Source organism: Agromyces binzhouensis (assembly GCF_042672355.1).
GTDB classification, from domain to species: domain Bacteria; phylum Actinomycetota; class Actinomycetes; order Actinomycetales; family Microbacteriaceae; genus Agromyces; species Agromyces binzhouensis.
On record NZ_JBHXVJ010000003.1, the window covers coordinates 316430 to 342497 of the forward strand.

At 71.8% G+C, this 26068-nt stretch carries 26 protein-coding genes, 1 pseudogene and 1 riboswitch; of the genes and pseudogenes, 10 read left to right on the top strand and 17 right to left on the bottom strand.

The window, feature by feature from the left end; translation table 11 throughout:
* Positions 1-179: 179 nt before the first annotated feature.
* From ACFVHK_RS07305 to ACFVHK_RS07315, 3 genes and pseudogenes are all read right to left on the bottom strand, one after another.
* Positions 180-478 (bottom strand): annotated as a pseudogene (locus ACFVHK_RS07305) (RtcB family protein); the annotation flags it as partial.
* A gap of 113 nt (positions 479-591) precedes the next feature.
* Positions 592-1203 carry a hypothetical protein gene (locus ACFVHK_RS07310; protein WP_376928217.1) on the bottom strand — a complete coding sequence of 204 codons (612 nt, stop codon included), beginning with the start codon at positions 1201-1203 and terminating at the stop codon, positions 592-594.
* 169 nt (positions 1204-1372) lie between these two features.
* Positions 1373-1747: a PH domain-containing protein gene (locus ACFVHK_RS07315; protein ID WP_376928218.1), complete on the bottom strand. Its 375-nt coding sequence runs from the start codon at positions 1745-1747 to the stop codon at positions 1373-1375.
* Between the two features lie 196 nt (positions 1748-1943).
* Here ACFVHK_RS07315 and ACFVHK_RS07320 point away from each other — a divergent pair, with 196 nt between their 5' ends.
* Positions 1944-2147 carry a hypothetical protein gene (locus ACFVHK_RS07320; protein ID WP_376928219.1) on the top strand — a complete coding sequence of 68 codons (204 nt, stop codon included), beginning with the start codon at positions 1944-1946 and terminating at the stop codon, positions 2145-2147.
* 60 nt (positions 2148-2207) lie between these two features.
* Here ACFVHK_RS07320 and ACFVHK_RS07325 read toward each other — a convergent pair whose 3' ends face one another.
* Positions 2208-2765 carry a hypothetical protein gene (locus ACFVHK_RS07325; RefSeq protein ID WP_376928220.1) on the bottom strand — a complete coding sequence of 186 codons (558 nt, stop codon included), beginning with the start codon at positions 2763-2765 and terminating at the stop codon, positions 2208-2210.
* A gap of 32 nt (positions 2766-2797) precedes the next feature.
* A riboswitch (SAM riboswitch) is annotated at positions 2798-2912 on the bottom strand.
* 142 nt (positions 2913-3054) lie between these two features.
* Here ACFVHK_RS07325 and ACFVHK_RS07330 point away from each other — a divergent pair.
* From ACFVHK_RS07330 to ACFVHK_RS07345, 4 genes are all read left to right on the top strand, one after another.
* A complete protein-coding gene (locus ACFVHK_RS07330; RefSeq protein ID WP_376928221.1) occupies positions 3055-4644 on the top strand; it encodes an SLC13 family permease in 1590 nt (529 codons plus the stop codon).
* A gap of 22 nt (positions 4645-4666) precedes the next feature.
* Positions 4667-5722, top strand: a complete 1056-nt coding sequence (locus ACFVHK_RS07335; protein WP_376928222.1) for an NAD(P)H-dependent flavin oxidoreductase — start codon at positions 4667-4669, stop codon at positions 5720-5722.
* A gap of 363 nt (positions 5723-6085) precedes the next feature.
* Positions 6086-7504, top strand: coding sequence for an HNH endonuclease signature motif containing protein (locus ACFVHK_RS07340; RefSeq protein WP_376928223.1), 1419 nt, complete (start codon positions 6086-6088; stop codon positions 7502-7504).
* A gap of 126 nt (positions 7505-7630) precedes the next feature.
* Positions 7631-7849: a hypothetical protein gene (locus ACFVHK_RS07345; protein ID WP_376928224.1), complete on the top strand. Its 219-nt coding sequence runs from the start codon at positions 7631-7633 to the stop codon at positions 7847-7849.
* Between the two features lie 121 nt (positions 7850-7970).
* On the opposite strand, the gene ACFVHK_RS07350 is transcribed toward ACFVHK_RS07345, so the two are convergent.
* The 3 genes from ACFVHK_RS07350 to ACFVHK_RS07360 all read right to left on the bottom strand — a co-directional run bounded on the left by ACFVHK_RS07350 (position 7971) and on the right by ACFVHK_RS07360 (position 11225).
* Entirely contained in the window at positions 7971-9230 is a 1260-nt protein-coding gene (locus ACFVHK_RS07350; RefSeq protein ID WP_376928225.1) for a hypothetical protein, read from the bottom strand.
* Between the two features lie 145 nt (positions 9231-9375).
* The gene (locus ACFVHK_RS07355; RefSeq protein WP_376928226.1) at positions 9376-10737 is read right to left on the bottom strand and encodes a hypothetical protein; all 1362 of its coding nucleotides are present in this window, start codon (positions 10735-10737) and stop codon (positions 9376-9378) included.
* Positions 10738-10790: 53 nt separating this feature from the next.
* On the bottom strand, positions 10791-11225 hold the full coding sequence (locus tag ACFVHK_RS07360; RefSeq protein WP_376928227.1) for a DUF1761 domain-containing protein: 435 nt from the start codon (positions 11223-11225) through the stop codon (positions 10791-10793).
* Positions 11226-11545: 320 nt separating this feature from the next.
* Here ACFVHK_RS07360 and ppk2 point away from each other — a divergent pair, with 320 nt between their 5' ends.
* Positions 11546-12361: a polyphosphate kinase 2 gene (gene ppk2 / locus ACFVHK_RS07365; RefSeq protein ID WP_376928228.1), complete on the top strand. Its 816-nt coding sequence runs from the start codon at positions 11546-11548 to the stop codon at positions 12359-12361.
* A gap of 178 nt (positions 12362-12539) precedes the next feature.
* Here ppk2 and ACFVHK_RS07370 read toward each other — a convergent pair whose 3' ends face one another.
* Together ACFVHK_RS07370 and ACFVHK_RS07375 are read right to left on the bottom strand one after the other, a co-directional pair.
* On the bottom strand, positions 12540-14336 hold the full coding sequence (locus tag ACFVHK_RS07370) for an aminotransferase class V-fold PLP-dependent enzyme (protein WP_376928229.1): 1797 nt from the start codon (positions 14334-14336) through the stop codon (positions 12540-12542).
* A 64-nt stretch (positions 14337-14400) separates the two neighbouring features.
* Positions 14401-14685 carry a hypothetical protein gene (locus tag ACFVHK_RS07375; protein ID WP_376928230.1) on the bottom strand — a complete coding sequence of 95 codons (285 nt, stop codon included), beginning with the start codon at positions 14683-14685 and terminating at the stop codon, positions 14401-14403.
* 200 nt (positions 14686-14885) lie between these two features.
* On the opposite strand from ACFVHK_RS07375, the gene ACFVHK_RS07380 reads away from it, so the two are divergent.
* On the top strand, positions 14886-16862 hold the full coding sequence (locus tag ACFVHK_RS07380; RefSeq protein ID WP_376928231.1) for a hypothetical protein: 1977 nt from the start codon (positions 14886-14888) through the stop codon (positions 16860-16862).
* Positions 16863-16896: 34 nt separating this feature from the next.
* Here the strand turns inward: ACFVHK_RS07380 and ACFVHK_RS07385 are convergent, their stop codons facing one another.
* Positions 16897-17616, bottom strand: a complete 720-nt coding sequence (locus ACFVHK_RS07385; RefSeq protein ID WP_376928232.1) for a VOC family protein — start codon at positions 17614-17616, stop codon at positions 16897-16899.
* A 176-nt stretch (positions 17617-17792) separates the two neighbouring features.
* Here ACFVHK_RS07385 and ACFVHK_RS07390 point away from each other — a divergent pair, with 176 nt between their 5' ends.
* A complete protein-coding gene (locus ACFVHK_RS07390; RefSeq protein WP_376928233.1) occupies positions 17793-17990 on the top strand; it encodes a hypothetical protein in 198 nt (65 codons plus the stop codon).
* 9 nt (positions 17991-17999) lie between these two features.
* Here ACFVHK_RS07390 and ACFVHK_RS07395 read toward each other — a convergent pair whose 3' ends face one another.
* The 5 genes from ACFVHK_RS07395 to ACFVHK_RS07415 all read right to left on the bottom strand — a co-directional run bounded on the left by ACFVHK_RS07395 (position 18000) and on the right by ACFVHK_RS07415 (position 22475).
* Positions 18000-19343 (bottom strand): hypothetical protein, encoded by a 1344-nt coding sequence (locus ACFVHK_RS07395; RefSeq protein WP_376928234.1) that lies wholly within the window; start codon positions 19341-19343, stop codon positions 18000-18002.
* Between the two features lie 118 nt (positions 19344-19461).
* Positions 19462-19662 (bottom strand): hypothetical protein, encoded by a 201-nt coding sequence (locus tag ACFVHK_RS07400; RefSeq protein ID WP_376928235.1) that lies wholly within the window; start codon positions 19660-19662, stop codon positions 19462-19464.
* Between the two features lie 263 nt (positions 19663-19925).
* Positions 19926-20576 (bottom strand): NADPH-dependent F420 reductase, encoded by a 651-nt coding sequence (locus tag ACFVHK_RS07405; RefSeq protein ID WP_376928236.1) that lies wholly within the window; start codon positions 20574-20576, stop codon positions 19926-19928.
* Positions 20577-20693: 117 nt separating this feature from the next.
* Complete coding sequence (locus ACFVHK_RS07410; protein WP_376928237.1) at positions 20694-21248, bottom strand: dihydrofolate reductase family protein; 555 nt, start codon at positions 21246-21248, stop codon at positions 20694-20696.
* 132 nt (positions 21249-21380) lie between these two features.
* The gene (locus ACFVHK_RS07415; RefSeq protein WP_376928238.1) at positions 21381-22475 is read right to left on the bottom strand and encodes a fatty acid desaturase family protein; all 1095 of its coding nucleotides are present in this window, start codon (positions 22473-22475) and stop codon (positions 21381-21383) included.
* Between the two features lie 221 nt (positions 22476-22696).
* Here ACFVHK_RS07415 and ACFVHK_RS07420 point away from each other — a divergent pair, with 221 nt between their 5' ends.
* Positions 22697-23179 (top strand): hypothetical protein, encoded by a 483-nt coding sequence (locus ACFVHK_RS07420; RefSeq protein ID WP_376928239.1) that lies wholly within the window; start codon positions 22697-22699, stop codon positions 23177-23179.
* 118 nt (positions 23180-23297) lie between these two features.
* Here the strand turns inward: ACFVHK_RS07420 and gap are convergent, their stop codons facing one another.
* On the bottom strand, positions 23298-24296 hold the full coding sequence (gene gap / locus ACFVHK_RS07425) for a type I glyceraldehyde-3-phosphate dehydrogenase (protein WP_376928240.1): 999 nt from the start codon (positions 24294-24296) through the stop codon (positions 23298-23300).
* A gap of 163 nt (positions 24297-24459) precedes the next feature.
* Here gap and ACFVHK_RS07430 point away from each other — a divergent pair, with 163 nt between their 5' ends.
* Positions 24460-25017, top strand: a complete 558-nt coding sequence (locus ACFVHK_RS07430; protein WP_376928241.1) for a VanZ family protein — start codon at positions 24460-24462, stop codon at positions 25015-25017.
* Positions 25018-25034: 17 nt separating this feature from the next.
* On the opposite strand, the gene ACFVHK_RS07435 is transcribed toward ACFVHK_RS07430, so the two are convergent.
* On the bottom strand, positions 25035-25982 hold the full coding sequence (locus ACFVHK_RS07435; RefSeq protein WP_376928242.1) for a GlxA family transcriptional regulator: 948 nt from the start codon (positions 25980-25982) through the stop codon (positions 25035-25037).
* Positions 25983-26068 lie beyond the last annotated feature (86 nt).

Consider the following 26068-nt stretch of genomic DNA (forward strand, 5'->3'; position numbering starts at 1 on the left):
GACTGTCCTGTGGACAGCCACCCCCTGTCGCCTGTGCGCGCCCCGCCTGAATGAAGCGCGCAATGGGTGCCTTCTCAGTCGGCAGGGAAAGTCGGAAGACCGCGGACCTGGACCCTCCCCTTTCCGGGCGGGCGCGAGCCGCGGCATCCGTCACCTTCTGAGCAGTCGCGACCGACCCCTCAGTCCCCCTTCTTCACGTTCACCACCTGCCGCAGCGTGTGCCGCACCCGCACGAGCGACGCGGCATCCGCCATCACTCGGTCGATCGGCTTGTACGCTGCAGGGATCTCGTCGATGAACGCGGCGGTGTCGCGGAACTCGATGCCGGCCATCGCCTCCCGCAGCTGATCCTGCGTGAAGGTCCGCCGGGCGGCGGAGCGCGACTACGTCCGGCCCGCACCGTGCGGCGAAGCGTTCAACAACATTCGATCCCCTGGCCCTTGACCACGTACGACGCGGTGCCCATCGAACTGGGATCAGGCCAAGGTTCCGGCGCGTCGCTCGAGAACCGAACTGACGCGCCTTGCGCGCCTGACCTTCAGCCCCCAGAGCCCTGAACTCGGGTGTGCGGCCCGAACTGCGCCGCTGCCCTCATCCCTCGAGGTTCGTGCGCCACTCCTGATACGAGCCGCTTTCGAGCACCTCACCGGTCGCGTCATCGACGAATTCAACAACGACATCGAGATCATCTGCCGAGGTGCCCGCAAACTGCTGGTAGAGCGCGCCTTGGAGGTAGAAGCCGATCACGAGAAGACTCTCGAAGGGCGAGAATCGCTCGGCGTCGACGGACACCTTGAATGCGGTCATCGAATCGTTGAACTCCACAGCGGTGACGGAATTCGAGTCGTCCGCGATGATGCCGTCCACGGCGTCTTGGGCGGACGATCGCAACTCGTCAAGCATCTCGTCGCGCTGCGTCTTGGTCAGGGTGTAGATGACGGCGTCGCCGTCGACAGCAGCCGTCATCCCCTTCTCAGCAGCAGCGGAGACGATCTCCTCGTCCGACATCGAGCCCTCGGGATCAGCCAGGGACCGCGCGATCCTCACGTCGACGGTGGCCAGATTCTCCTCCACCTCGATGGGACCATCAGTCGAATCGACCCCATTGACGGACGCGCCGCTGTCCGCCGCTGCGCAGCCCACGAAAACAAGGGCTGCGCAGATCATTGCGGAAGCGGCCGCGCTCCGGACAGACATCTTCATGCGACTCCCTTGGATGCGGAAATTGGCTGTGCGCCGAATTGATCCTAGGAGTGCTGGAGCGAGGACAACGCGACGAATTGCGGATCCACCACGGACCGGATGCCCTGCAGGAGTCCGGAAAGGGCCGGCAGCACGCCAGGCGGTCCTCCTCGGGCACGCGGCATCCGCTCTACAGCACCGCCCACCCGATCAGCTTCGCGAGGTAGCCGACATCGAAGTTGCCGGCGAACTCGAGCCGCACCCGTCCCAGGCCGCTGAGCCAGATCTCGAGCTCGGCGTCGCGGTCGAAGGTGCCCGAGGTCTCGATCGAGAACGCTTGGATCTTCGAGTAGGGCAGCGAGGTGGTGTCGCGCTTCTTGCCGGTCATGCCCTGGATGTTCACGGCGATGATCCGCTTGTTCGTGAACATGATGAAGTCGCGCATGCCCTTCGCCGCGACCATCGACGTCTCGCCGTCGACGTACAGGTCGCGGACGCTGGGCTCGATGCTGGCGACATCCGCCTTCGACAGCTTGACGAACGTTCCGTTCTGAAAATCGATCACTCGACGAACATAGGCGCGCCCCTCGAACCTCCAGCACTCGACGCGGCGGCTGGGCGAATCCACCGTCGCGGCATCACGGCGACACCCAGACTGTCGGCGGCCCGTGGAAGCATGACCGTCGAGCCATCCGCTCCTTGATACCGAGCCGCGTCCTGCGGCCGGTCGGCGTACGCCGAGACCGATCGAGGAGCGAGAGATGACCGACCAGCAGATCGCCGTGGCCCGAGTGGCCGAGTTCCTGAGCATGAACTACCCGTGCCGGTGCACCGATCCCGAGTGCCCGGGGTACGAGGACGAGGCGTTCCTCCTCGTCGACATCGTCGTCGAGACGCTGCTGCCCGACGCGCACGCGTACATCCGGTCGCTGAAGCGGCAGCTCGCCGACGCGCTCGGGCTCTGAGCGTGACCCGGCTGCCCCGCAGTGCACGTGCATCGCGAGGCAGCCGGGCGCCGCATCCGCTCAGGACGACAGGACGATCTTCCCGTCGCCGTCGATGACGAGACCGCCCGGCCACGACCGGCGGTCGCCGTCGACGAGCAGGTCGAGCGCCCGCTTCGGGGTCAGGCCGGCTCGACGGAGCGTGAGCCAGTCGGCCCAGTCCTCGGCGATCAGCGCGATCGACCGGTATCCGATGCGCGTGGTGTCGATGACGAACCGGCCGTCCTCGCGAGCGAGGAGCGACTCGAGCCGGCGATCGACGCACAGCCGCAGCAGGTACCAGTCATCGGCCGTGAAACCGGCGCGGTGGAAGTCGTCGGCCTGCCACGCCCACTGCGCGACCGCAGCCGTGGCCTTGTCAGCGCGGATGGTCCGCGCCGCGAACCCCATCGCCAGCGGGCCCGGGAAGAAGGTCGGGAAGTCCAGCAGCGCCCGGCACCAGTCCAGCCGGGCCGGCTCGGGGACCTCCCCCCACGGGTTGCGGCGCCGCTCGGGCGTGTAGCCCGGCGACCGCTCCACCGCCTCCTGTGCCGTCTCGCGGGGGCCGTCGTGGCGGATGAAGTACTCGTCTGCGGGCATGGTGAACTCCTCTCGCTCGGAGGCGCGTCACCTCCGTCGACTTGCCCGAGACGGATGCCGCGGGCCGGTTCTTCCCCTGGGGCACCCCGCTCGACGGAGGGGGTTGCCGGGCAGCCGGCCAGGTACCGACAGCTGCCACTCGTGAACCTGGACACGACGATAGCGGAGGCTGACGACATCGCACCGGGCATCCGACGCGTGACTGGCCGCGAGCCGCGCGCGGCCGCCCCGGGCCGAACCCGAGCAGAATCCCGATGCAACCACCGCCTGCGCCGACTAGCGTCGAGTCATGGTCGACCCGATCGTCGCGACGTTCATCATCCTGGGGCTCGCGATGGTGGGGTTCGTGACCGGCCGCGTCCCGATCGCGATCGTCGCCGTCGGGGTGGCGCTCGCGCTGTGGGCGACCGGCGTGATCACGCTGCCCCAGGCGCTGGCCGGCTTCGGCGATACGACGGTCGTCTTCATCGCGACGCTGTTCGTCGTGAGCGAAGCCCTCGACGCCACCGGCGTGACCGCGTGGGCCGGGCAGCAGGTGATCGGCCGGGCCGGCACCGGCCGTCGGCAGCTCACCGTCATCATCGCGCTCATGGTGGCGGTCCTGACCGCCTTCATCAGCCTGAACGGCGCGGTCGCCGCGCTGCTGCCGGTGGTCGTCGTCGTGGCGCTCAACGCGGGCATCGCGCCATCCCGTCTGCTCATCCCGCTCGCGTTCGCGTCGCACGCCGGCTCCCTGCTCGCCCTGACCGGCACCCCGGTGAACGTGCTCGTCTCGGTTGCCGCGGCCGATGCCGGCGGCAGGACGTTCGGGTACTTCGAATTCGCGCTGGCGGGCCTTCCGCTGCTCGCGCTCAGCATCGCGATCCTCGTCGCATTCGGCGACCGGCTCCTGCCCGAACGGAAGGCCGACCAGCTCGCCGACACCCCACCTGCGAACCCCGACGCCATGGCACGGGAGTTCCGCCGCAGCTACGACCTGACCCTCGACACCGGCACCTTCTACACGCCCGACGAGGGGGTCGCCGAGGTGATGATCGCCCCGCGCTCGGAGTACATCGGGCGCAAGGTGTTCCCGGGCATGACCACGTTGCGCGAGAACCTCGTGATCATCGCGATCCGGCGGAACGGCGAGCGGCATGCGTCCCCCGATGAGGACTCCGCGGAGGCGCTGCGCCCGGGCGACTCGCTGCTCGTGCGCGGCCCGTGGGATGCCCTCGAGCGGTACGTGCGACTGCCCGGCATCATCCCGGTCACCACGCCGCAGTCGCTCCGCCGGGCCGTGCCGCTCGGTCGCGGCGCTCGGCGCGCGATCGCCGTCCTCGCGGCCATGGTGGTGCTGCTCGCGTCGGGGCTGGTGCCTCCCGTCGTCGCGGGCCTGCTCGCGGCGGGCGCGCTCGTGCTGCTGCGCGTGCTCGACCTGCCGCAGGTGTGGCGGTCGATCCAGTGGAGCACGGTCGTGCTCATCGCCGGGCTGATCCCCCTGTCGACCGCGTTCATCGAGACCGGCGCCGCGGAACTCGTGGCCGGCGCGTTGCTCGACCTCGTCGGCACGGCGAGTCCGCATCTCGCCCTACTCGCACTCTGCCTGCTCACGCTCGCGCTCGGGCAGGTGATCAGCAATACGGCGACGGTGCTCGTCATGATCCCGATCGCCGTCTCGGTCGCCGCCACCCTGGATGCCTCGGTGCAGCCGTTCATGATGGCCCTCACCGTCGTCGGCGCGGCCGCCTTCTTCACGCCCATCGCCACGCCCGTGAACCTCATGGTGATGGAGCCCGGCGGGTACCGCTTCGGCGACTACTGGCGCCTCGGCATCCCGCTCGGGCTGGCCTACGTGGTGATCGCAGTCCTGTGGGTCCCGCTCATCTGGCCGTTCTGATCCGGAGGAATCGAGGAGCACCATGACCGACGCACGCACCCGGCTGACCGAGCTGCTCGGCATCCGCCATCCGATCGTGCTGGGCCCGTTCGGCGGGCTGTCGTCCGCCGAGCTGACCGCGATGGTGAGCGAGCTCGGCGGCCTCGGCTCGTACGGTCTCTACGGGTACGACGCCGCTCGCATCCGCGAGACGGCCGCCGCGATCAGGGCCGCGACGAACGGTCCGTTCGCCCTCAACCTCTGGCTGCCGATGGCAACGGATGCCGCGCCCGAGCCCGGCGCGTTCGAGCGGGCCGTGGCATCCGCTCGCCCGTTCTTCGACGAGCTCGGGGTGCCGGCGCCGGAGTCGCCGCCCGAGCGGTTCCTGCCGACGTTCGAGGAGCAGTGGGCGGCCGTGCTCGAGGTGCGGCCTGCGGTGGCGAGCTTCGTGTTCGGGGTGCCGCCGGCGAGCGTGGTCGAGAGCGCTCGTGAGCGCGGCATCCGCCTGGTGGGCACGGCCACGACGGTCGCCGAGGCGGTCGCGTTGCAGGACGGCGGCATCGACGCCGTCGTCGCGACCGGGCTCGAGGCGGGCGGGCACCGGGTCGCGTTCCTGCGCGAGCCGGAGCAGGGACTGGTCGGGTCGATCTCGCTCATCCCGCAGGTCGTCGACGCGGTCGAGGTGCCGGTCATCGCCGCGGGCGGGATCGCCGACCGTCGCGGCGTCGCGGCCGCGCTCGCGCTCGGGGCGGCGGGCGTTCAGGTCGGGACGGCGTTCCTTCGCACCCGGCAGTCGGCGACGACGGATGCTCACCGGGACGCGATCGTCGCGACGGCCGCGGAGGACACGGTGCTGACGCGGGTGATGAGCGGTCGGCTCGCGCGCGGCGCGGAGAACCGGGCGGTGCGCGAGCTGACCGCGGCCGGCGGCAGGGCGCCGTTCCCGATGCAGAACTGGATCACGGGGCGCTTCCGCGCCGAGGCCGTGCGCGTCGGTCGAGGCGACCTGCAGTCCCTGTGGATGGGGCAGTCGGGGCGGCTCGCGGTTCGGGATGACGCGGGCGAGGTGTTCGCGGAGCTGACCGCGGCGGTGGGGTGAGGGGCGACGGCGGCTGACGCGCCACGATTCACCGCCTTCTCGTCGACGGCGAGCGCACGAGGCATGTCACCGCCGGCGAGGTGCTCGAGACGGATGCCGCGTGCCGGATCTTCCCCGGGGTACCCCGCTCGACGAAGGGCGTTGACGGGCGGTCGGCCAGGAATCGACAGCTGCGACTCGTGAACCGGGCATGACCAGAGCGGGCCTGCGTCATCCGTCGCGGTTGCGGCGGGCGACACCGTCACGCACGACGACTCGTCCTCCACAGCGCGGTTGCGGCCGCATCGATGCACAGGCGTTTTCCCCGGTCAGCCGTGCTTTCGATGGCCGGCGGATGTCAGTGGGTGCCTGCAGAATCGAGACATGGAATCGCCGCTCAGCGCACTCGACCGAGACGTCGAGGCGTTGCGCACGGCGTGGATAGGCGCGATGCCGCCGTTCGGGACGACCGACGGCGGGGCGCTGTCTGGGGCAATCGAGGGTACGACGCAGGCCGAGATCGCCGAGATGAGCGACGCCGGGCTGGTCCGGGTGACCGACGCGCTCGCGCGGGTCCGCCGCGACGCCGACGCACTGCTCGCTCGAGTCGCCGCCGAGGTCTCGAAGCGATCGAGCACCGAGTTAGGCGAAGCGAGCTTGGCCAGAGCCCACGGCTTCCACAACCCGGTGCGACTGATCGCCGCGTCGACCGGAGCGTCGCGGAGCGACGCGGCGAAGCTCATCGCGGTCGGCACCTCCACGGCCGAGCGGCAGACGTTCAGCGGTGAACGGCTGCCGTCGCGGCATCCGCACGTCGCGTCGGCCCTCGAGTCGGCCGCGATCGGCCTCGACGCGGCGTCGGCGATCACCTCGATGCTCGAGCGGGTGGGCAGGCGCGCCGACCCGGAGCTCGCCGACACCGTCGAGGCGGCCCTGGTCGAACTCGCTGCGCGGGTGCCGCTCGACCTGCTCATGCGGGGCGTCCGTGAAGCCGAGACGAGGCTCGACCGCGATGGCGTCGAGCCCCGTGAAGAGCGGCTGCGCGGCGAACGATCGCTCACGATGCGCGAAGACGCGGCCGGCATGGTTCACCTGCACGCTCGGCTCGATCCCGAGACCGCGGCGCCGATCAAGGCAGCGGTCGAGTCGCTTGTGCGCGATGCGCTGCGCCGACGGGATCCCGAGGCTCCGGTTCGAGCCGCCGTCATCGACGATCAGCGCTCGATCCCCCAGATCCAGGCCGATGCACTCGCTGCAATCGCGCGCCACAGCCTGGGATGCGAGCAGACCCTCGCTCCGCTCACCAAGACCACGGTCGTGGTGCGCCTCGACCACGCGACCCTCATCGACGGGCTCGGTGCCGCGCGCATCGACGGCATCGAGCACCCGATTTCGGCGACCACAGCCCGTCGCATGTCCGCCGACGCCGAGATCATCCCGATGGTGCTCGGTGGCGACGGCGAGCCGCTCGACCTCGGCCGCTCCGCTCGGCTGTTCAGCCGGGCCCAACGGCTCGCACTCGCCGAACGCGACGGCGGCTGCGCCTCCTGCGGCCAGAACATCGCCTACGTCGACGCCCACCACATCAGGTGGTGGAAACGCGACGCCGGCCCGACCGATCTCGCCAACGGGGTCATGCTCTGCTCCTTCTGCCACAACCGCGTCCACCGTGAGGGGTGGGGCATCCGCGCGACCCGAACCGAGGTGTGGTTCATCCCTCCACCCCACGTCGACCCCGATCGCGTGCCACGACTCGGCGGCCGCGCGCGCTTCGCGCTGCCCGCGTCCAGGTCGGCCGCATGAGAGCCAGAACGCGGCGGCGGCTACGTGCTTCCGCGCCACCGCGCTTCGCCACACGCGCAGCGCCGGAGGCGGGCCGCCCGAGCGACCCGCCTCCGTACCGCCGCCCGCTACAACACGCGCGTCCACGTGAAGTCCGTGAACAGCACGGCGTCGCTCTCGTACGGCGCCTCGGCGTCGGACAGCACCAGCCCCGCGTCATCCACCGCGAAACGGACGGTCGAGAAGCACGTGACGAACCTGTTCAACAAGCTCGGCCTCGGCGAGGACGAGAGCATCCACCGCCGCGTGCTCGCCGTCCTGACCTTCCTGCGGACGGCGGATGGCACGGAGTCGCCCGACCACTGATCGACCTTCCCGCGCGGAGTGCGCTGCATCCACGGTCGGCTTCTGCGTTCGAGGTCGATTCGAAACGGCACTCCAGCGCAGAAATCGACCTCGAGGGCGGCACGGGCCGGGCCGGGCCGGCCTACGCGCCGAGGCGCTGCGCGCGGAACGCGCCGATGTCCTGGCGGGCGAGCGCGAGCGACTCGCTCGCGAGCGCCGCGGCGCGCCGGGCCAGCGCGATCACGTGCGCCCGGTGCGTCAGGTCGGCGGTCGCGACCGTCGTCTCCGCCGCGGCGCTGCCGAGGTAGTGGCCGAGGTCGACCCGGATGCGCTCCGACTCGGCGAGCCGCGCCAGGGCCTCGGCGCCGATGCAGCCGGGGTGGCCGGCGACGGCATCGCGGGCGACGTCGAGGCGGCGGTCGGCGTCCCTGACCGCGTGGCGCACGTGCACCACGGGAGGAACCGACGACGGTTCGCGCGTCGCGCGCTCGCGAGTCGCCGCGAGCGCCCTGTCGAGCGCGTTCCGCGCCGCGCGGAGCCGCTGCCGGTGCGCGATCGGGTCGGTGTTCACGCCGGCCACGGGGAGGGTGGCGAGCGCCGACTGCAACTCGGCGATCGCGTCGGCAGCGGCCGGCGAGCGCGGCGCCCCGAGCGCGGCGGCGAGGTCCCGGCGGCACTCGTCCGCGAGCGCGGCCAGCGTGGCCTCGGCGCGCAGCGCCTCCACCTCGAAGGTCTCCACGGCGTCGAGCAGCGCCGCCGCGCGACGAACGGCCCGAGCGGATGCCTCGAGCGCGACGTCCGCGTGGTCTCGCCGACCGGCCTCGCGCCGGCGTTCGGCCACGCCGACACCGTGCTCGGCGAAGGCGAGCAGCTGGGCGGCGTCCGCGGGGTTCGCCTCGATGTCGGCGAGCGCGGCGCGCGCGTAGCGCGCCCCGAGCCGGTCGATCGTGGTCCGGGCGTACGGGATGCGCGCCCGCAGGCGCAGGATGTCGGCGCGCACGCCGGCGATGAGGTCGGGGGCTCGTCGCGCCCGCGACATCCGCTCTGCCAGGTCTGCGGCCTGCTCGTCCAGCACGCGCTCGACGGCCTCGCACAGGTCGACGACGCGCAAGTACCGCGCGCGCACCTCGTCGGCGGATCCTGCGTCAGCCTCGTGGTTGCGCCGGTTGAGGCGGAACGCCTCGCTCAGCTGCCGGCGGGCGACCGCGAGCACCTCGGCGGGTTGCAGGGTCGCGTCGAACCCGAGTTCCGCCTCGGCGAAGCCGAGTTCGTCGGCGGCGGCGCGGAGGTGATCGTCGGCGGCGACCAGGGCGGAGCCGACCCGCGTCGCCAACCCTGCGTCGGCGTCGTGGACCTGAAGTTCGGGCGCACCCCGCCTGCGCCTGGCCCAGAACCCGGCCATGCCTGAATTCTACGAGCGCCGCCTGACAGGCGCCATGGCGGGTCGGGCGGCGAGGCCGGGGGCCGCAGCGCGCAGGATGCACCGCCCGCGACCGAGCGGGAGGCGAGCCACGGCGCGGCGACCCGGCGCGGCGCCCCGGTACGCGTCAGTCGAAGATCCCGTCGAGGATGCTGCCGATCACGAGCCCGCCGAGGATGCCGCCCATCACGTCGGATCCCCCACCGCGGCGCCCGCCGCCCCAGCCCGGCCCGCCGCCGGGCCCGCCCCACTGTCCGGGATCCTGCGGCCGCGACGAGTCAATGTCGCGCCGCGCCAGGTGCAGCGCCTCGCCGGCGAGGGCCGCGGCACGTCGGGCGATCGCCATCGCGTGCTCGCGGTGGTCGTCGCCGATGACGATGGCGGTCGCCGCGGGCTCGCCGAGGTAGCGGTCGAGGTCCTGCCGGGTGCGCTCGGCCTCGGCCAGCCGGGTGCGGGCGTCGGCGCCGATCCAGCCGCGGTGGCCTGCGATGACGTCGCGCGTCACGGCGAGCTGCCGGTCGGCATCGTCGATGGCGTGGCGCACGTGCTCGAGCGGCGGGATCGGGCGCGCCGCCCGTTCGCGCGCCGCGGCGATCGCGGCATCCAGCCCGGAGTTCGCCTCGCGCAACCGGTCGAGGTGCGTGAACGGGTCGGTGTTGACGCCCGCGGGCGGCAGGCTCGCGAGCGCCGCCTGCAGGTCGGCGATCGCCTGCGCGACGCCCGGCGAGTGCGGCTCCTTGAGCGCGACGACGAGGTCGCCGCGCGAGTCCTCGACGATCGCCGCGAGCGTCGACTCGGCGCGCAGCGCCTCGACCTCGAACGTCTCGACCGCGTCGAGCAGGGTCGTCGCGCGACGAACCGATTCGGCGGATGCCTCGAGCGCGAGGTTCGCCTGCTCGCGCTGCCCGGCCTCGCGTCGGCGCTCGGCGACGCCCACGCCGTGCTCGGCGAAGCCGAGCAGCTGGTCGGCCTCGGCGGGGTTCGCGTCGACCTGGGCGAGCGCCTCGGGCGCGTACCGCACGGCGAGCCGGTCGACGGTCTCGCGAGCGTGCGGGATGCGCGCGCGCAGGCGGTCGATGTCGACGCGGATGCCGGCGATGATCTCCGGGGCGCGCCGCGCCCGGGCGATCCGCTCGGCGAGGTCGGAGGTCCGATCGTCGAGGACCTCCTCCGCCCAATCGCACAGCTGCACGATCCGAGCGTTGCGCGTGCGCAGCTCCTCGGCAGTGTCGGGGATGTGGTCGTGGTTGAGCTGGTGCAGCCGGAACGCCTCGGCCAGGTGGGTGCGCACCGCGGTCAGCGCCTCGCGCAGCGGTTCGGTGGACTCGGCTCCCAGCTCGGCCTCGGCGAAGCCGAGCTCGTCGGTCGTGACGCGGATGCGCTCGTCGGCGGCGACCAGCGCGGCTCGTGCCCGGATCGCGAGGTCGGCGTCGAGCGCCTCGAGTTGCTGCTGCTCCTCGCGCTTGCGCTTGCCCCAGAACCCGGCCATGCCTCGATCCTAGGGTCGGCCCGCCGAGCCTTCGCCGAGAGCGCGGGCCCTGCTCAGACGGTGCCGGCCGGCGGCCACACGCCGATGATGATCGCCATCACGACGACCGTCACGAGCTCGTGCGCGATGTTGAGGATCGTCAGCGACGATGGGCGCCCCTCGAACGCGTCGTGCGTGATGACGCGCGCCGCGGTGAAGCCCGCCCAGAGGATGATCGCCGTGAAGAGCGCGGCGATCAGGTAGCTGCCGCCGTAGAAGTGCCACGCGATCGTCGAGGCGCCCGCGAGCACCCACGCCGTCACGAAGCTGACGAGCACGGTCACCACGATCGGGCCGACGGCGCTCGAGCCCGGCCGGTCCATGTCGACCCCGGCGAGCTTCGACCAGCGGGTGCCGAACACCCCGCGGGCGTACCAGATCGTGCCGACGAGCATGCTTGACAGGGTCGCCAGCAGCACCGCCCAGTAGTTGATCTCGGGGACCGTCATCTCCGCCTCCTCGCCGCGGCCGGGACGCGCCATCCGCCGTATCGCAGCCGCTAGGCGCGAGCGTACTCCTGCCGCGCCGCGCGACGCGCACCCCGCACCCGCGCCTCCGACCCCCCACCACACCGGATTGCCGATTCCGCCGGGAACGCGGCGACCGTTCCCGACCAAAGCGGCAACCCGCTGAGCCGCGCGGGCGGGCTCAGCAGGCAGGCCGGAGGGGCGGGCTCGGTGGACCACCCCACCCGCACGGCAGCGCGCCGCGCCGCAGTGCGGCGCCCTGGCGCGGCATCCGCCCTAGGCTTCGGTGCAGGGGTGCGCGAATGGGCAAGAGGATGCCGAAGCCGCTGTACACGCAGGAACTCACGGACCTGCAGGCGCGGCTCGTCGAGATGCAGAAGTGGGTGCAGCAGTCGGGCGCGCGCGTCGTGGTGATCTTCGAGGGGCGGGATGCCGCGGGCAAGGGCTCCGCGATCAAGCGCGTGTCGGAGTACATGAACCCGCGCGTCACGCGCATCGTCGCGCTGCCGGCCCCGAGCGAGCGCGACAAGACGCGCTGGTACTTCCAGCGGTACGTGCCGCACCTGCCGGCCGCAGGCGAGATCGTGCTCATGGACCGCTCTTGGTACAACCGCGCCGGCGTGGAACGCGTCATGGGGTACTGCACGAACGAGGAGTACCAGCGCTTCCTGCACCAGGCGCCGATCTTCGAGCGGATGCTCGTGGAGGACGGCATCATCCTGCTGAAGTACTGGTTCAGCGTGTCCGACGTCGTGCAGGAGGAGCGGTTCCGCTCGCGCCTGGAGGACCCGATGCGACGCTGGAAGCTCAGCCCCACCGACCTCAGCTCGATCACGAAGTGGGAGGACTACTCGCGCGCCAAGGACACGATGTTCCTCCACACCGACATCGCCGAGGCCCCCTGGTACGAGATCGAGAGCGACGACAAGCGCCGCTCGCGCATCAACGTGATGGCCCACATCCTCTCGAAGGTGCCGTGGGAGCCCGTGCCGCAGGTGCCGATCGAGATCCCCGACCGCCCGCCGTCGACGGGCTACGAGCGCCCGCCGCGCCAGTGGACGAACTCGGTGCCCGACTACGCGCGCGAGGTCGAGAAGCGGGCGAGCGCGGCCGACTAGCGGTTCGCCCGGGCGCTCGGCGCTCGGCGCTCGGCGTCGCCGCCGACCTGTTCCGCGCGCGAACCCGGTACCGAAGTACCGAAGTACCGAAGTACCGAAGTACCGGGCGATGCGAAACGGATGCCACGACCCGCGCGCGCCGGGCACGACGTGCTCGATCACGGGCGTCGCGCGGCCGTCACTCCGTGAGGCACACCGCCGGCAGGTCGAACCAGCGGAGGTGCTCGAAGTCGTCCGAGAGGCGCGCGGGCGCGGCATCCGTCGTCTCGTCGCCCGCGGTGGCTGCGGCGGATGACCCGACCCCGACAGGCCCCGCCGCGAACACCCGCTCGGCCTCGGCCAGGTACCCGGCGAGCGCGGACTCGGGCGCGCGGTCCTCGTGGTGTGGGTACACGAGCCGGCCGTCGGCGTCGTACGACACCTGGGAGAGACGCAGCGGCGGCTCGGACGGCCCGCGCCGGTGGTGCCAGATGCCGCTCGTGGGGTCGAACGTGTAGTCGGGCAGCATCCGCCAGCCGTCGCGCGCGACGAGCTTCACCGCCTCGACGAGGTAGTCGAACACGCCCTCCGAGATGAAGTAGTTGAAGTTGATGCGCACCCAGCCCGGCTTGATGCCCTCGCAGCCGCGGGCGATCTCGCGCTCGAACTCGTGCGACCGCTCGATGTCGATGCCGAGCAGGTCGTGTCCGTAGGGGCCCGCGCAGGAGCATCCGCCCCTCGACTGGATGCCGAACAGGTCGTTCAGCAGCGCGACCACGAAGTTGTGGTGCAGGTACCTCCCGCTCGGGGCGCGCACGACGAACGACACGATCGACAGGCGTTCGGCCCCGAGGTTGCCGAGCACCTCGATCGCGGGCTCGTCGTGCCAGGCGGCGATCGCGCGGCGCAGGAAGTCCTCCTCGAGTGCCCGGATCGTCGGCACGCCGACCGCGTCCTTCAGGCCGAACACGAGGCCGGCGCGGATCGACTCGACGATCGCGGGCGTGCCGCCCTCCTCGCGGTGCGCGACATCGGCGAGGTACTCGTGCTCGGTCGGGTTGACGAACGCGACGGTGCCGCCGCCCGGGACGTCCGGCACCCGGTTCGTCGCGAGTCCGCGACGCATGATCAGCACGCCGGGCGTCGACGGCCCGCCGATGAACTTGTGGGGGCTGAGGAAGATCGCGTCCTTGTACTTCCCGGTCGCGAGCGCCATCGCGGGGTCGCCGTGCGTCATCTCGATGTCGACGTAGGGCGCGGCCGCCGCGAAGTCCCAGAACGACAGCGCGCCGTACTCGTGCAGCAGCGCCGAGATGCCCGCGGTGTCGCTCACGATGCCGGTCACGTTGCTCGCCGCCGAGAACGAGCCGATCTTCAGCGGCCGGTCGACGTGCCGCACGAGCTCGGCCTCGAGCACGCGCCGGTCGATGCGGCCGTCGGGGTCCTGCGGGATCGTCACGACGTCGGCGATCGACTCGCGCCACGGCAGCTCGTTCGAGTGGTGCTCGAACGGGCCGATGAACACGACCGGCCGCTCCTCCGGCGGGATCGACGCGGCGAAGTGGTACCGGTCGTCGAGGGCGGATGGCACGCGCAGCCCCAGCATCCCGATGAGCTTGTCGATCGCGCCCGTCGAGCCGGCCCCCGTGAAGATCACGACCGTGTCGTCGTCGCCGCCGACGGCGTCGCGGATCGTCGCGCGCGCATCCTCGCGGAGCCGCGTCGTCTGCAGCCCGGTGCCGCTCGACTCGGTGTGCGTGTTCGCGTAGCGCGGCAGCACCTCGTCGCGGATGAAGTCCTCGATGAAGCTCAGCGCCCGACCCGATGCCGTGTAGTCGGCGTAGGTCACCCGGCGCGGCCCGTACGGTCCCGGCACGACCTGGTCGTCGCCGATGACCGACTCGCGGATGCGGCGCACGAGCGCGGAGTTCCGGGCCGCGTCGAGGTCGGCGCGGTCGATCCGGCGGGCAGCGGATGCCTCGTGGAGGTGGGCCACGGGAGGAGGGTAACGCCGTCGACGGCCTGCGGCTACGGCCGAGCGTCCCACGGCGTCGGTCCGGTCACTCCGTGTCGGCGCGATCCTGGGTCGTCGACGACGACGACGCGCCGTGCCAGTGCCCAGCGCGTTCGTCGGTCCACCGCTTGGCCCGGTCGACGGACTCGGCCTCGGACTCGGCTCCGGTCTCGGTCTCGGCCTCCGCCGCGGACTCCGTCCCGGCCTGCGGCTCCGCTGAACCGTCCGCTCCGCCCTCGTCGTCCCAGACCTCCTCGGCCTCCGCTTCCGCCTCCGCCTCGACCTCCGCCTCGGTCTGCGCGTCGTCGTCGGACTCACGCTTCCGGATCATCACGAGCCTCCTCCGCGTCTCTCGCCACCCTAGGCGCCCGACCCCGGCGGACGCGGGTCGAACGGCCCGCGGGCCGTCATCCGTGCCATGCGACCCGTCGCCCCTCGACAGGCCGACGCGCAGCGACCAGACTGGCCGAGCCTGGAGTCGCTGATGCGAGAGACCAGCGGGTCTGCGCCGACACAGGGAAGTTGGGTCTGATGACCGACACCGAGACATCCACGACGGCCGGCAGCGATCGAGGGCGACGACGCCCGCCGACCGACCTGGGCGGGCTCGCCGCAGCGTTCGCGAGGGCACGCCGAGCCGACATCCCGACGTACGCGCCACGCGCGTTCGACGAGGCGATGGCCGCCTGGCGGTCGGCGGTCGCCGCGCCCGACGCCGAACGCGACGCGAGCATCGAGAGGGCGGTCGCGGCGCTCTCCGAGGCCGAGGCCCGCGCGAGTCGATCCGCCGACCTGCTCGCCGACGTCTCCCGACGGAGGGTGGGCGCGATGTACAGCGAGCGCGACCGCTTCCACGCGCCCGACGTGCTCGGCGAGGCGGAGCGGCACTACCGCGACGCCGTGCTCCGTGCCGAACGCGGCGATGCCGTCGCCGCGCAGGCCGAGGCGGATGCCGCGCGCAAGGCCTTCGACGAGGCCGCACTGCTCGGACTCGAACGCGGGCCGATCGCGACCCTCGAGACCGCGATCCGCGAACTGGAGGACACCGCGCCGCCGGAGGCCCTGCGCGCATCACGAGCGGAGGTCGACGAACTCCGCCGCGCCGTCGACGAGACGCGCCGGGGCGACCAGGGCGTGGTGCAACTGCGCCGACGCATCTCCGTCGGCAGCGGCCGGATCGGGGCGCACCTCGGTGACGTCCTCGCCCCGCCGACGTTCGATCCCCCGGTCGGAGACCCCACCTGGGCCGGCCCGCCCGATCGCGTGAAGACCATCCGCGTCACCGCCCGGGCGTCGGATTCGCTCACCGTGACCTGGAAGAACCCGACGACCTCGGCCTCCCGGAACGTGCTGCTGCGCCAGCGCGAGGCCGGGCCCTGGGATCAGGTCGCCGAGTTCGACGACCTCACCGGCTGGACCACCCATGTCGACGACGGACTCGACGACGACACCCTGTACTGCTACCGCGTACGGTCGGAGAACGACCAGGGCATCGTCACCACCGGCCTCGACGACCGCGCGGGCGGCTACACGCGCGCGGTCGACCCCGTCGGCGTGTGGCGGGTGCAGTTGCGCGTGCGCACGGCCGATGTCGCGAACGCCGGCACCACCGACCCCGTCGAGGCGCGCCTGACCTCGCCGCTGCGGACCTTCTCGCCGAACGGCAACCGGAGGTGGCTCGACTACGGTCCGCGCTGGGAGGGCGCCGGGCCGTTCGGATGGCGCGACGACTTCGGCCGCGACCGGGAGTTCACGTACGACCTCGACCAGGGCGCGATCGGCCAGCTGTCGGACATCTCGATGCTGACGCTCGCCAAGGAGGGCACCGACGCGGTCGGCATCGCCGAGCTCGGCCTGCTCGTGAACGGGACCGAGGTGTTCAGTCGCGTGTTCGGCGAGACCGCGGCATCCTGCCTCTGGATCGACGACGGCGACGGCCACCAGCCCCAGCACACGATCTGGCACGGCGAGCTGCGCGCAGACCCGAAGTGGCAGGCCTTCGAGACGGCGAACCACCAGCCGCCGTTCCGCATCCCCAACGACGACGTCGTCAGCCGGGTCGAATCCCTCGTCGGCCACGCGATCCATGGCAGCGCCGCCCACTGGGGCGAGTACCACAGCCCTGCGTGGGTCGAGGCGACGTTCCTCGACGCGGAACGCCTGCACGTCGACATCGACCTGGAGGCCGACGTGCCCGTGCTCGCGGATCCGGAGATCGACATCGACTTCACGCTGCGCTTCGCGATGAGCTGCAACCAGGCGGACGAGACGGCGACGCTCTCGATCACGGCGGAGGACCTGCACGCGAACGTCGACTTCGACGTGCTGACGGAGGTGCTCGGCACGGTGGTGTCGTTCGGCCAGTTCTGGCGACTCGAGGACTGGATCGCCGATCAGGTCGAGCGGTCGCTGCAGCCGATCGTGCCCTCGTTCACCTTCGGCACGGGCGGGTTCTGCCCCACGGTCGCGGTCGATGCCGACGGCGATATCGTGTTCGCGCTCGCCTAGGCCGACCGGGCGGGCGCCCGCACGACCGCCGGGACTACCGCGGGCGCTCCTCCTCGAGTCGCGTCGACTCCCGCCCCCACCACGTCGTGACGTCGATCTTGTGGTTCTCGGCGTCGGCGAGGGTCCACCACTCGGGCGCGAACGAGTCGTCGGCGATGCGGCCGCCGGCGGCGAGCGCCGCCTCGATGCGCGCGTGCACCTGGTCGTGCGGCACGCACACGTCGACGTGCATGCGCCCGCGCTGCGGGCCGACGGCGTCGGTCGGCTGCAGGAACACCGAGGAGCCTCGCCGCAGCGGGTCGACGAGGTGCGTCTCGTTCGGGCGCACGTAGCCGAGCACGCTCGTCCAGAACGCCGTCACGTCGGCCCCCTCGGGCGACGCCACGGCGGTCTGCACGACCTGCAGCACCGAGGCATCCGCGACCAGGCCGTGCTCGCGAGCGACGGCCGAGATCAGCCGGGCGACCTCGACGTCGCGCGTGCTCAGGTCGCGGACGTCGCGGCTGATGAGCTTCACGGCGACGCCCTCGCGGCGGAGGTCGACGTCGGGCTCGTGCCGGGCGACCTCGTCGCGTGCGGTCATCGCGGCGACGAACGCGGCGCCCGCCGCATAGGACGCCGCCCGGAAGAACGCGTGCGCACCCCAGTAGAGCACCCGCCAGTCGTCGACGCCCTCGGCGTCGTGGAACCGCTGCGGCGAGATCGCCTCGGGCGGGTCGGCCGGCGTGCGCCCGGGCTCGGAGGTGGCATCCATGCGCCCATGCTCGCCGGACCGGCCGACACCCGGCAAGGCCGCGGCGCGGTCCGCGGCGCGGCCCCGTCCGCGGCGTTCCGCGCAATCCCCGCGCGGTCGGGCGCCGAGAGGAGGAGAATGGTCGGGCAGCGTCGGCGCGATCCGACGGTCGACGACGACAGGTCGAGGAGGACTTCATGAACGCTGCGACGAGCATCCCCCGGACGCACCAGCACGGCGGGGCCGACCCGTGGGCCGACCCCGGGTGGTCTGGTGCGATGGCCTTCATGGGCCCCGTGCACCTGCATGGCGAACCCAGACCCGCCCGCGAGGGCGGCCTGCTGGCGGCGATCGCGCGACTCTTCGGAGCCGCCACGACGCGCCCGACGCGGTAAGGCCGAGGCTCAGTACTTCCAGCGCACGAGCTCGGCGACGTCCTCCGGCACGTGCTCGCCGTACGCCTCCCACTCGTGCTGGCGCACCGCGACGTACGCGTCGACCAGCACGTCGCCGAAGACGCCGCGGTAGAACTCGCTCGACTCGAGCCGGTGCAGCGCCGAGCCGAGGTCGGCGGGCAGCGGGCGGATGCCGGCGGTGCGCCGCTGCGCGGCCGTGAGCGTCGAGGGGTCCACCCGCACCGGCTTCGGGGGCGTCGCGTCGCGCGCGACACCGTCGACCGCGGCCGCGATGATCGCGGCGACCGCGAGGTACGGGTTCGCCGCGCCGTCCACCGGCTTGACCTCGATGTTGGACTGCTCGGCGCCCATGCCCGCCTGCCCGGGCACGAAGCGGATCGCCGCCTCGCGGTTGCCCTCGCCCCAGCAGACGTCGGCGCCCGCCCACGCGTGCGGGCGCAGCCGGTGGAACGAGAGCACGCTGCCGCCGAGCAGTGCCACGCCCTCCTCGAGGCGGTCCAGGATGCCGGCGATCATGTTCGCGCCGACGGGCGTGACGCCGAACTTGGCCTTCGGGTCGGCGAAGACGTTGCGCCCGTCGCGTCGCGCCGACAGGTGCACGTGGCATCCGTTCGTCGAACCGCCCACGATCGGCACCGGGCCGAACGACACCATGAGTCCGTGGCGTTGCGCGACGCGGGTGAGCACCACGCGCGCCAGGGCGAGGTCGTCGACCGCGGCGAGCGGGTCGCGCGGGGCGAACGCGAACTCGAGCTGGCCGGTTCCGAACTCGGGATGCATCTGGTCGACGGGCACCCCGGCCACGTCGAGCGCCTCGAGCGCCGCGAACGCGAACGACTCGATCTCGAGCAGTGCGCGGGTCGAGTAGGCCGGACCGGTCGTCGCCGGCACGGGCGGCTCGCCCTCGACGGGCGACGGGCGGAACACCGTGCACTCGAGCTCGAACCCGACGACGAAGGTCAGCCGGGCGTCCTCGGCGTCGTCGACGACGCGCCGCAGCGCGGTGCGCTGGCACGTGGGGTGCGGCGACCCGTCGAGCGAGAACAGGTCGGCGGGGGCCCATGCGAGCCGCGCCTCGCGGTCGAGCATGGCCATCGACGACGTGTCGGCGATGCCGCGCAGGTCGCCCACCACCGGGTCGACGTCGGCCGTCGCATTCAGGTGGTCGTCGACCGAGAACAGCACGCCGGCGCTGTTCGAGATCGTGACGCCGTGCGTGCTCGCCGACAGCAGCTTCCGGTGCGGAAGCACCTTCACGCGCGAGATGCCGGCGTTGTCGACATGGCACACGAGCAGGGCGCGGATGTCGTCGAAGCGCACGGATCGGTTCATGCCGGGTCTCCTCCCAGCCGGGGTCCCGGTCGGGGGAAGTCGGGCCCGGTGCTCGGGATCAGTATGCACCCGGCGCGTTTCGCGCGGTTTTCGCGCACGGCACTGCCGGGCTCCGGCGTCAGGCTCCGGCCGGCGCTGCGGCGGGCTCGCCCTTCAGGTCGGAGTACCGCTTCGCATGGACCTGCGCCAGGTCGATCGAGCCCGTGAGCAGGGCCTCGGCGCACTCACGCGCCGCCTCATCGAGTTCGACCTGACGATGCGTGCCCTCGGCGCTGGCCTGCAGGGCTCGCTTCAATCGGTCCCGGTCTTCGTAGATCATGGTCTCCTCATTTCGGTCGTCGGAGCGATCATGACGTCGTCGTCAACCGGTGGAGAGGAAGATACCGCGTCCCGGCGTCACCGCAAAGTCGAAGGTGGACGTGTCGCCGTCACCTTCTGCAACGGTCGGGGCGCCGTCCGGTCGGCCCTCGGCCCGCATCGCACGACCCGGGGATGGGCGCGGGCGCCTCGCACGCCGCCCTCCCGGCCCGCTGTCCGGATGCGCGCGGCACGCGCACCCGGACCGCAGGCGGGCGGCAGGCGTCAGGCTGCAGCGGCAGGCCGCTCCGCGCGGGCGACGTTCGCGACGAGCTCCTCGCGCGTCTGCGGCACGCCGTACGCCGGCTGGTCTCGCTCGACGCGCCAGCTCTCCTCGAGGGGCCCGACGTTCACGGTGTCGAAGCCGAACTCGTCGTACAGGTGCGCGACCACGGCCGCGGCCTCCTCGAAGTCGCTCGCGGTCGCGAGCGCGCGGCGCTGCGGGTCCCCGGCGGGGCGGCCGTCGGAGGTGATCTCCGCAGCCCGGATGTGGTTGAAGCCCTTCGCGACGCGGCTCTCGGGCAGGTGCTCCTGCAGCATGCCGGAGACCGTGGCGCGGCCCTCGTCGAGCGCCGGGACGCGTCCGTCGCGCTCCCAGTAGTAGTTGTTCGTGTCGATGACGACCTTGCCCGCGAGCGGCTCGACGGGGATCGCCCCGTACGCCCGGAACGGCACCGTCACGACGACGACCTCTCCTGCCCCGGCGGCCTCGGCGGCGGTCGCCGCGCGGGCCCGCGGGCCCAGTTCCTCGATGAGCGCCTCGAGCGTCTCCGGCCCGCGCGAGTTGGCGATCACCACCTGGTGTCCATTGGCCAGCGCCGCGCGGGCGACCTGGCTGCCGATGTGTCCTGCTCCGATGATTCCGAGAGTGGTCATGGTGTGGCCAACGGATGCCTCGGGCGCACTGTTCCCGGAATCCGCGATGCCCAGCGCCCGCTCAGGCCTGCGCGAGCACCGAGGCCGATCCTGGCGGGGCCGGCGGCATCCGCTCGCTCACCGGACGACGTCGAAGACGTTCTTGACCACGCCGTTCGAGTAGGCCTCGTGCTCGACGAGCTTCAGGGTGCCCTGCTCGTTGCCGTCGAAGAGCCGCTTGCCGTCGCCGAGCACGACCGGGAACACGAGCAGGTGGTACCGATCGACGAGGCCGGCGGCCGCGAGGCCCTTCGCGAGCGTCGCGCTGCCGTGCACGATGATCGGATCGCCGTCGCCCTCCTTGAGCGCCGCCACCTCGTCGAGCGAGCGGAGCACGGTGGTGCCCTCCCACTCGGGATCGGTCAGCGTCGAGGAGACCACGTACTTCGGCATGGCGTTGTACTCGGCGAAGTCCTCGGTCATCGTCGGCCAGATGGGCGCGAACTCGTCGTAGCTGACCCGGCCCATGAGCATGGCGCCCGCCTCGAGCTGCTCACGGCCCTTGATCTCGTACGCCTCCTCGACGAACGGGACCTCCTTGAAGGTCCAGCCGGCGCGCGGGTGGTCGCCGCTTCCTGGGGAGTCGATGACGCCGTCGAGGGTGATGAACTCGGTCACGATGAGGGTGCGCATGGGTCGTCCTTTGCTCGGTTCGTGCGAGGCGGAGGTGCCTCTCATTCTGGACGTCGAACGAGGCGCCCCGGAATCGACACACGTCCGGAGGCAGCTCGTTCGACCCAGTGGAACCGAACCGCGGGCGGGCCGTCAGGCCGTGAGACTCGCCCGCTGCTCCACCAGCGGGCACGCGAACGGGTCGCGTTCGCCGAGGCCCACGCGGTTGATGTAGCGCAGCACGATCCCATAGCTCTCCCAGAGCCCGGTCACCGTGTATCGCACGCCGCGGTCGTGGCAGTACTCCTCGATCATCGGCGCCGCGCGTCGCAGGTGCGGCCGCGGCATCGACGGGAACAGGTGGTGCTCGATCTGGTAGTTCAGTCCGCCCATGAGGACGTCGATGAACCGGCTTCCGCGGATGTTGCGGCTCATCAGGACCTGGCGGCGCAGGAAGTCGAGCCGGAGCCCCTTGGGGACGATGGGCATGCCCTTGTGGTTCGGTGCGAACGACATTCCCATGTACACGCCGAAGAGGCCGAGCTGCACGGCGAGGAACGCGGCCGCGACGCCGGGCGAGAGCACCAGGAACACGAGCGTCACGTAGCCGAGGATGCGGACGGCGAGGAAGGCGATCTCGACGGGGCGTCGTGCGACGGGGTCGCGCACGACCACGCGGCGGATGCTCGACGCGTGCAGTGACAGCCCCTCGAGCAGCAGGATCGGGAAGAAGAACACGCCCTGGTGCGACATGATCCACCGCATCACGGGCGTGCGGGCACGCGCGGCGCGCTCGGGGGTCACCGCGACGACGGGCAGGTCGATGTCGGGGTCGGCGTCGATCTGGTTCGGCGAGGCGTGGTGACGGGTGTGCTTGTGCTGCCACCAGCCGTAGCTCATGCCGACGAACAGGTCGCCGATGATGAGGCTGATCCAGTCGTTCCATCGGCCCGAGCGGAAGATCTGGCGGTGCGCGGCGTCGTGGCCGAGGAACGCGGTCTGCGTGAACAGCACCGCGAATCCGGCGGCGGTGAACATCTGCCACCAGGTGTCGCCGATCCAGATGAAGACGGCGATGGCTGCGGCGAACGAGAGCGGCACGGCGATGAGCTTGGTCCAGTAGTAGCCGTAGCGCCGCCGCATGAGCCCGGCGGCCTTGACGAGCCGCGCGAGATCCGTGAAGTCGCTGTTGGTCTGAGCCGGGCGCCGTCCGGCGGTCCTGGTCGCGACCTCGATGATTCCGGTCATGACGACCTGCTTCCCCGCACCGACGGTGCGCCGGCGGGACTACTCTCGTCGCCATCCGGCGCCTGCCGGTCCTGCCTTTCCTTCAGGCTACGTCCGCTTTCCGGGGCCGCCCCGAAGTCCAGAGGAACTCTCAGTTTCACCCTGAACGAGCCCGCCGATGAGCTCCGCGCACGCGCCGCGAAACTGTGAGGGAGTACATGTTCGAGGCCTACGCTCCGAAGATGAACGCGAACTCCCAGACCACCCCTCCTCCGCCGAGCCAGACCGCGAAGGAGTCGGACTCGTTCGCGGTCGACCGCATCCTCGTCACCGAGCTGCCGCCCGAGCTGGGCACCGTCGACGCACCCGAGCGCTACACCGTCACGGCGGTCTTCACGCGTCGACCGCTGCCGCAGGAGCTCGAGCTGCTCGTGGCCCCCGAGGTCGACACCGCCCTCGCCAAGGCGGGGTACGCGCACGTCACGCTGCGCCCCGCCGACCGCCGTCTCCTCATCGGCGGCACCAACCTGAGCGAGCTCGAGCACGGCCTCGCGTCCGTCATCGGCGGGATCCTCGACGAGATCGGCGCCGCGGCGGCGACGACCAGGTCCGCCCAGGCTCGCGACGCGGCCGAGTTCGCCAGCCGCGCGGCCGAGCGTGCGAACCGCGTGCTCGAGGAGGTCGAGCGCATCGACTTCTCGCCGCACCACTCGCAGTACAGCTGAGCCCGCGACGGCGCCCGGCATGTGAATCGCGTCGGCGGGGGCTCCACTCCCCCGCCGACGCGATGTCTTGGCCGATCGGCCCGGGTACCGCCCCCCGAGCCGACCGGAGTCGGTGCGATCAGGCCGCGGCGAGCAGCCCGAGCGAGTCGATGACGCGGTTCGAGAAGCCCCACTCGTTGTCGTACCAGGCGACGACCTTGACGTGCTTGCCGTCCACTCGGGTCAGCTCGGCGTCGAAGATCGACGAGTGGGGGTTTCCGACGATGTCGCTCGAGACGAGCGGCTCCTCGGAGTACTCGAGCACGCCCTTCAGCGGGCCCTCGGCGGCGCCGCGGTAGGCGGCGAGCACCTCGTCGCGGGTGACGTCCTTCGACACGGTCGCGTTGAGCTCGACGATCGAGCCGACCGGCACCGGCACGCGCATCGAGTCGCCGTTCAGCTTGCCGTCGAGGCCCGGCAGGACGAGGCCGATGGCCTTCGCGGCACCGGTCGAGCTCGGCACGATGTTCTCGGCGGCGGCGCGAGCGCGTCGCGCATCGGAGTGCGGGGCGTCCTGCAGGTTCTGGTCCTGCGTGTACGCGTGGATCGTGGTCATGAAGCCGTGCTCGATGCCGGCGAGGTCGTCGAGGACCTTCGCGAGCGGTGCGAGCGCGTTCGTGGTGCACGACGCGTTCGAGACGATCGTGTGCGACGCCGGGTCGTAGGCGTCCGTGTTCACGCCGTAGGCGAGCGTGACGTCCGCACCCTTCGACGGGGCGCTCACGAGCACCTTCTTCGCGCCCGCCTCGAGGTGGGCCTTCGCGGCCTCCGCGTCGGTGAACCGGCCGGTCGACTCGAGGACGAGGTCGACGCCGAGCTCGCCCCAGGGCAGCTTCGCGGGGTCGCGCTCGGCGAGCACCTTCACGCGGTGCCCGTCGATGACGAGGACGTCGCCGTCCACCTCGACGGGGCGGCCGAAGCGGCCGCCGACGGTGTCGTACTTCAGCAGGCGCGCCAGCGCCGCGGGCTCGGTGAGGTCGTTCACGGCGACCAGTTCGAAGTCGGCGTCGCGCTCGATGAGCGCGCGGACGACGTTGCGGCCGATGCGGCCGAATCCGTTGACGGCGATGCGGGTCATGACGTCAGGGTCCTTTCCTCTGTTGCGTGATCCAGCATGATGGTGGGACGGATGCCGCGGCAGTGGCTGGAGCGACAGCATGCGAAAGGATCTCGCCAAGAGGCCGATCCGGCTCCCACCCGACGCACAGGAGGGACAAAGGTTGGCTCGCGACGATCGAGGGATGCGCCCCTCACGAACCGCCGCCGTGCTGCTCTTCGCGTACGCCGTCGTCATGATGTGGGTCACGCTCGGCCCGGCGCCCGGCGCCGTATCCGGCAACCAGGCCACGCGCGGGATCCTCGATCCCCGCATCTGGTTCGACTCCGACACGTGGACGATCGGCTCGCAGACCGAGTTCGAGCTCAACGTGCTGCTGTTCGTGCCGTTCGGCGCGCTGCTCGCCTTCGCGCTCCGCGGGGCGCCCGCGATCGTGCCGGCCGTGATGAGCGCAGGGTTCGCCCTGCTCATCGAGGTCGCCCAGATCCCGATGGCCGACCGCATCTCCGACCCGCGCGACCTCGTCGCCAATACGCTCGGTGCCGTCATCGGCATCCTCATCGCGCGCATCTCCGACGCGATCGCGAGCATCCCGGCCGCACTGAAGGCCCGTCGTCGCGCGGCGTACGCGCGCGAGGCGACGCGCACGTCGCCGCTGCAGGCGACCCGGACGGCGACCGGCGGCATCCGCATCACCCCGGACGATCGCGCGCGCAGCCGCGCGCCCGCGGACCGCGGCTGACGCCCTTCACCCCGCGTTCACGCCGAGAACGTGTGCCGGTACTCGGTGGGCGACGTGCCGAGGATGCGGTGGAAGTGCAGCCGCAGGTTCGCACCCGTGCCGAGGCCGACCCGATCGGCGACCTGCTCGACTCCGAGGTCGGTGCGCTCGAGCAGCTCGCGGGCGAGGTCGATGCGGGCGCGCAGGATCCACTGCATCGGCGTGTAGCCAGTGTCCTCGACGAACCGTCGTGAGAACGTCCGCGGCGACACGTTCGCGTTCCGCGCCAGGTCGGCGAGCGTCAGCGGATCCTGCACGTGCTCCATCGCCCACTGGCGGGTCGCCGCGAACACCTCGCCGAGCGGTTCGGGCAGCGCGCGCGGCACGTACTGCGCCTGGCCGCCGCTCCGGTAGGGCGCGGCGACGAGCCGGCGGGCGGCGTGGTTCGAGACCGCGACGCCGTGGTCGCGTCGCACGAGGTGCAGGCAGAGGTCGATGCCGGATGCCGCGCCCGCCGACGTCAGCACCTGCCCCTCGTCGACGAACAGCACGTTCTCGTCGACCCTGACGAGCGGATGCCTCGCCTGCAGCGCCCGCGTGTAGTGCCAGTGCGTCGTGGCCCGGCGCCCGTCGAGCAGCCCGGTCGCGGCGAGTGCGAACGCGCCCGTCGAGATCGCGGCGAGCCGTGCCCCGCGCGCGTGCGCGGCGCGCAGCGCGTCGACGACCGCGGCGGGCGGGTCCTCGCGGTCGGGGTGCCGGTAACCGGGGATGAAGATCGTCTGGGCCCACTCGAACGCCTCGAGCCCATCGGCCACGTGGTACGAGAGCCCGTCGCCGCCGGTGACGGGGCCGGGGCGCGCGCCGCACACCCGCACCTCGTACGGCATGCTCGCGCGCGTCGTGAAGGTCTGCGCCGGGATCCCGACGTCGAGCGGCTTCGCACCCTCGAGCACGAGCACCGCGACCCGGTGGTTCGACCGCGACATCACCCGCACCTCCCGAATGCGGGCCGCGCGACCTGCGCGTGCCCGCCGTGGCAAGGATGCCACCGATCGCAAGGATCGCGCATCCA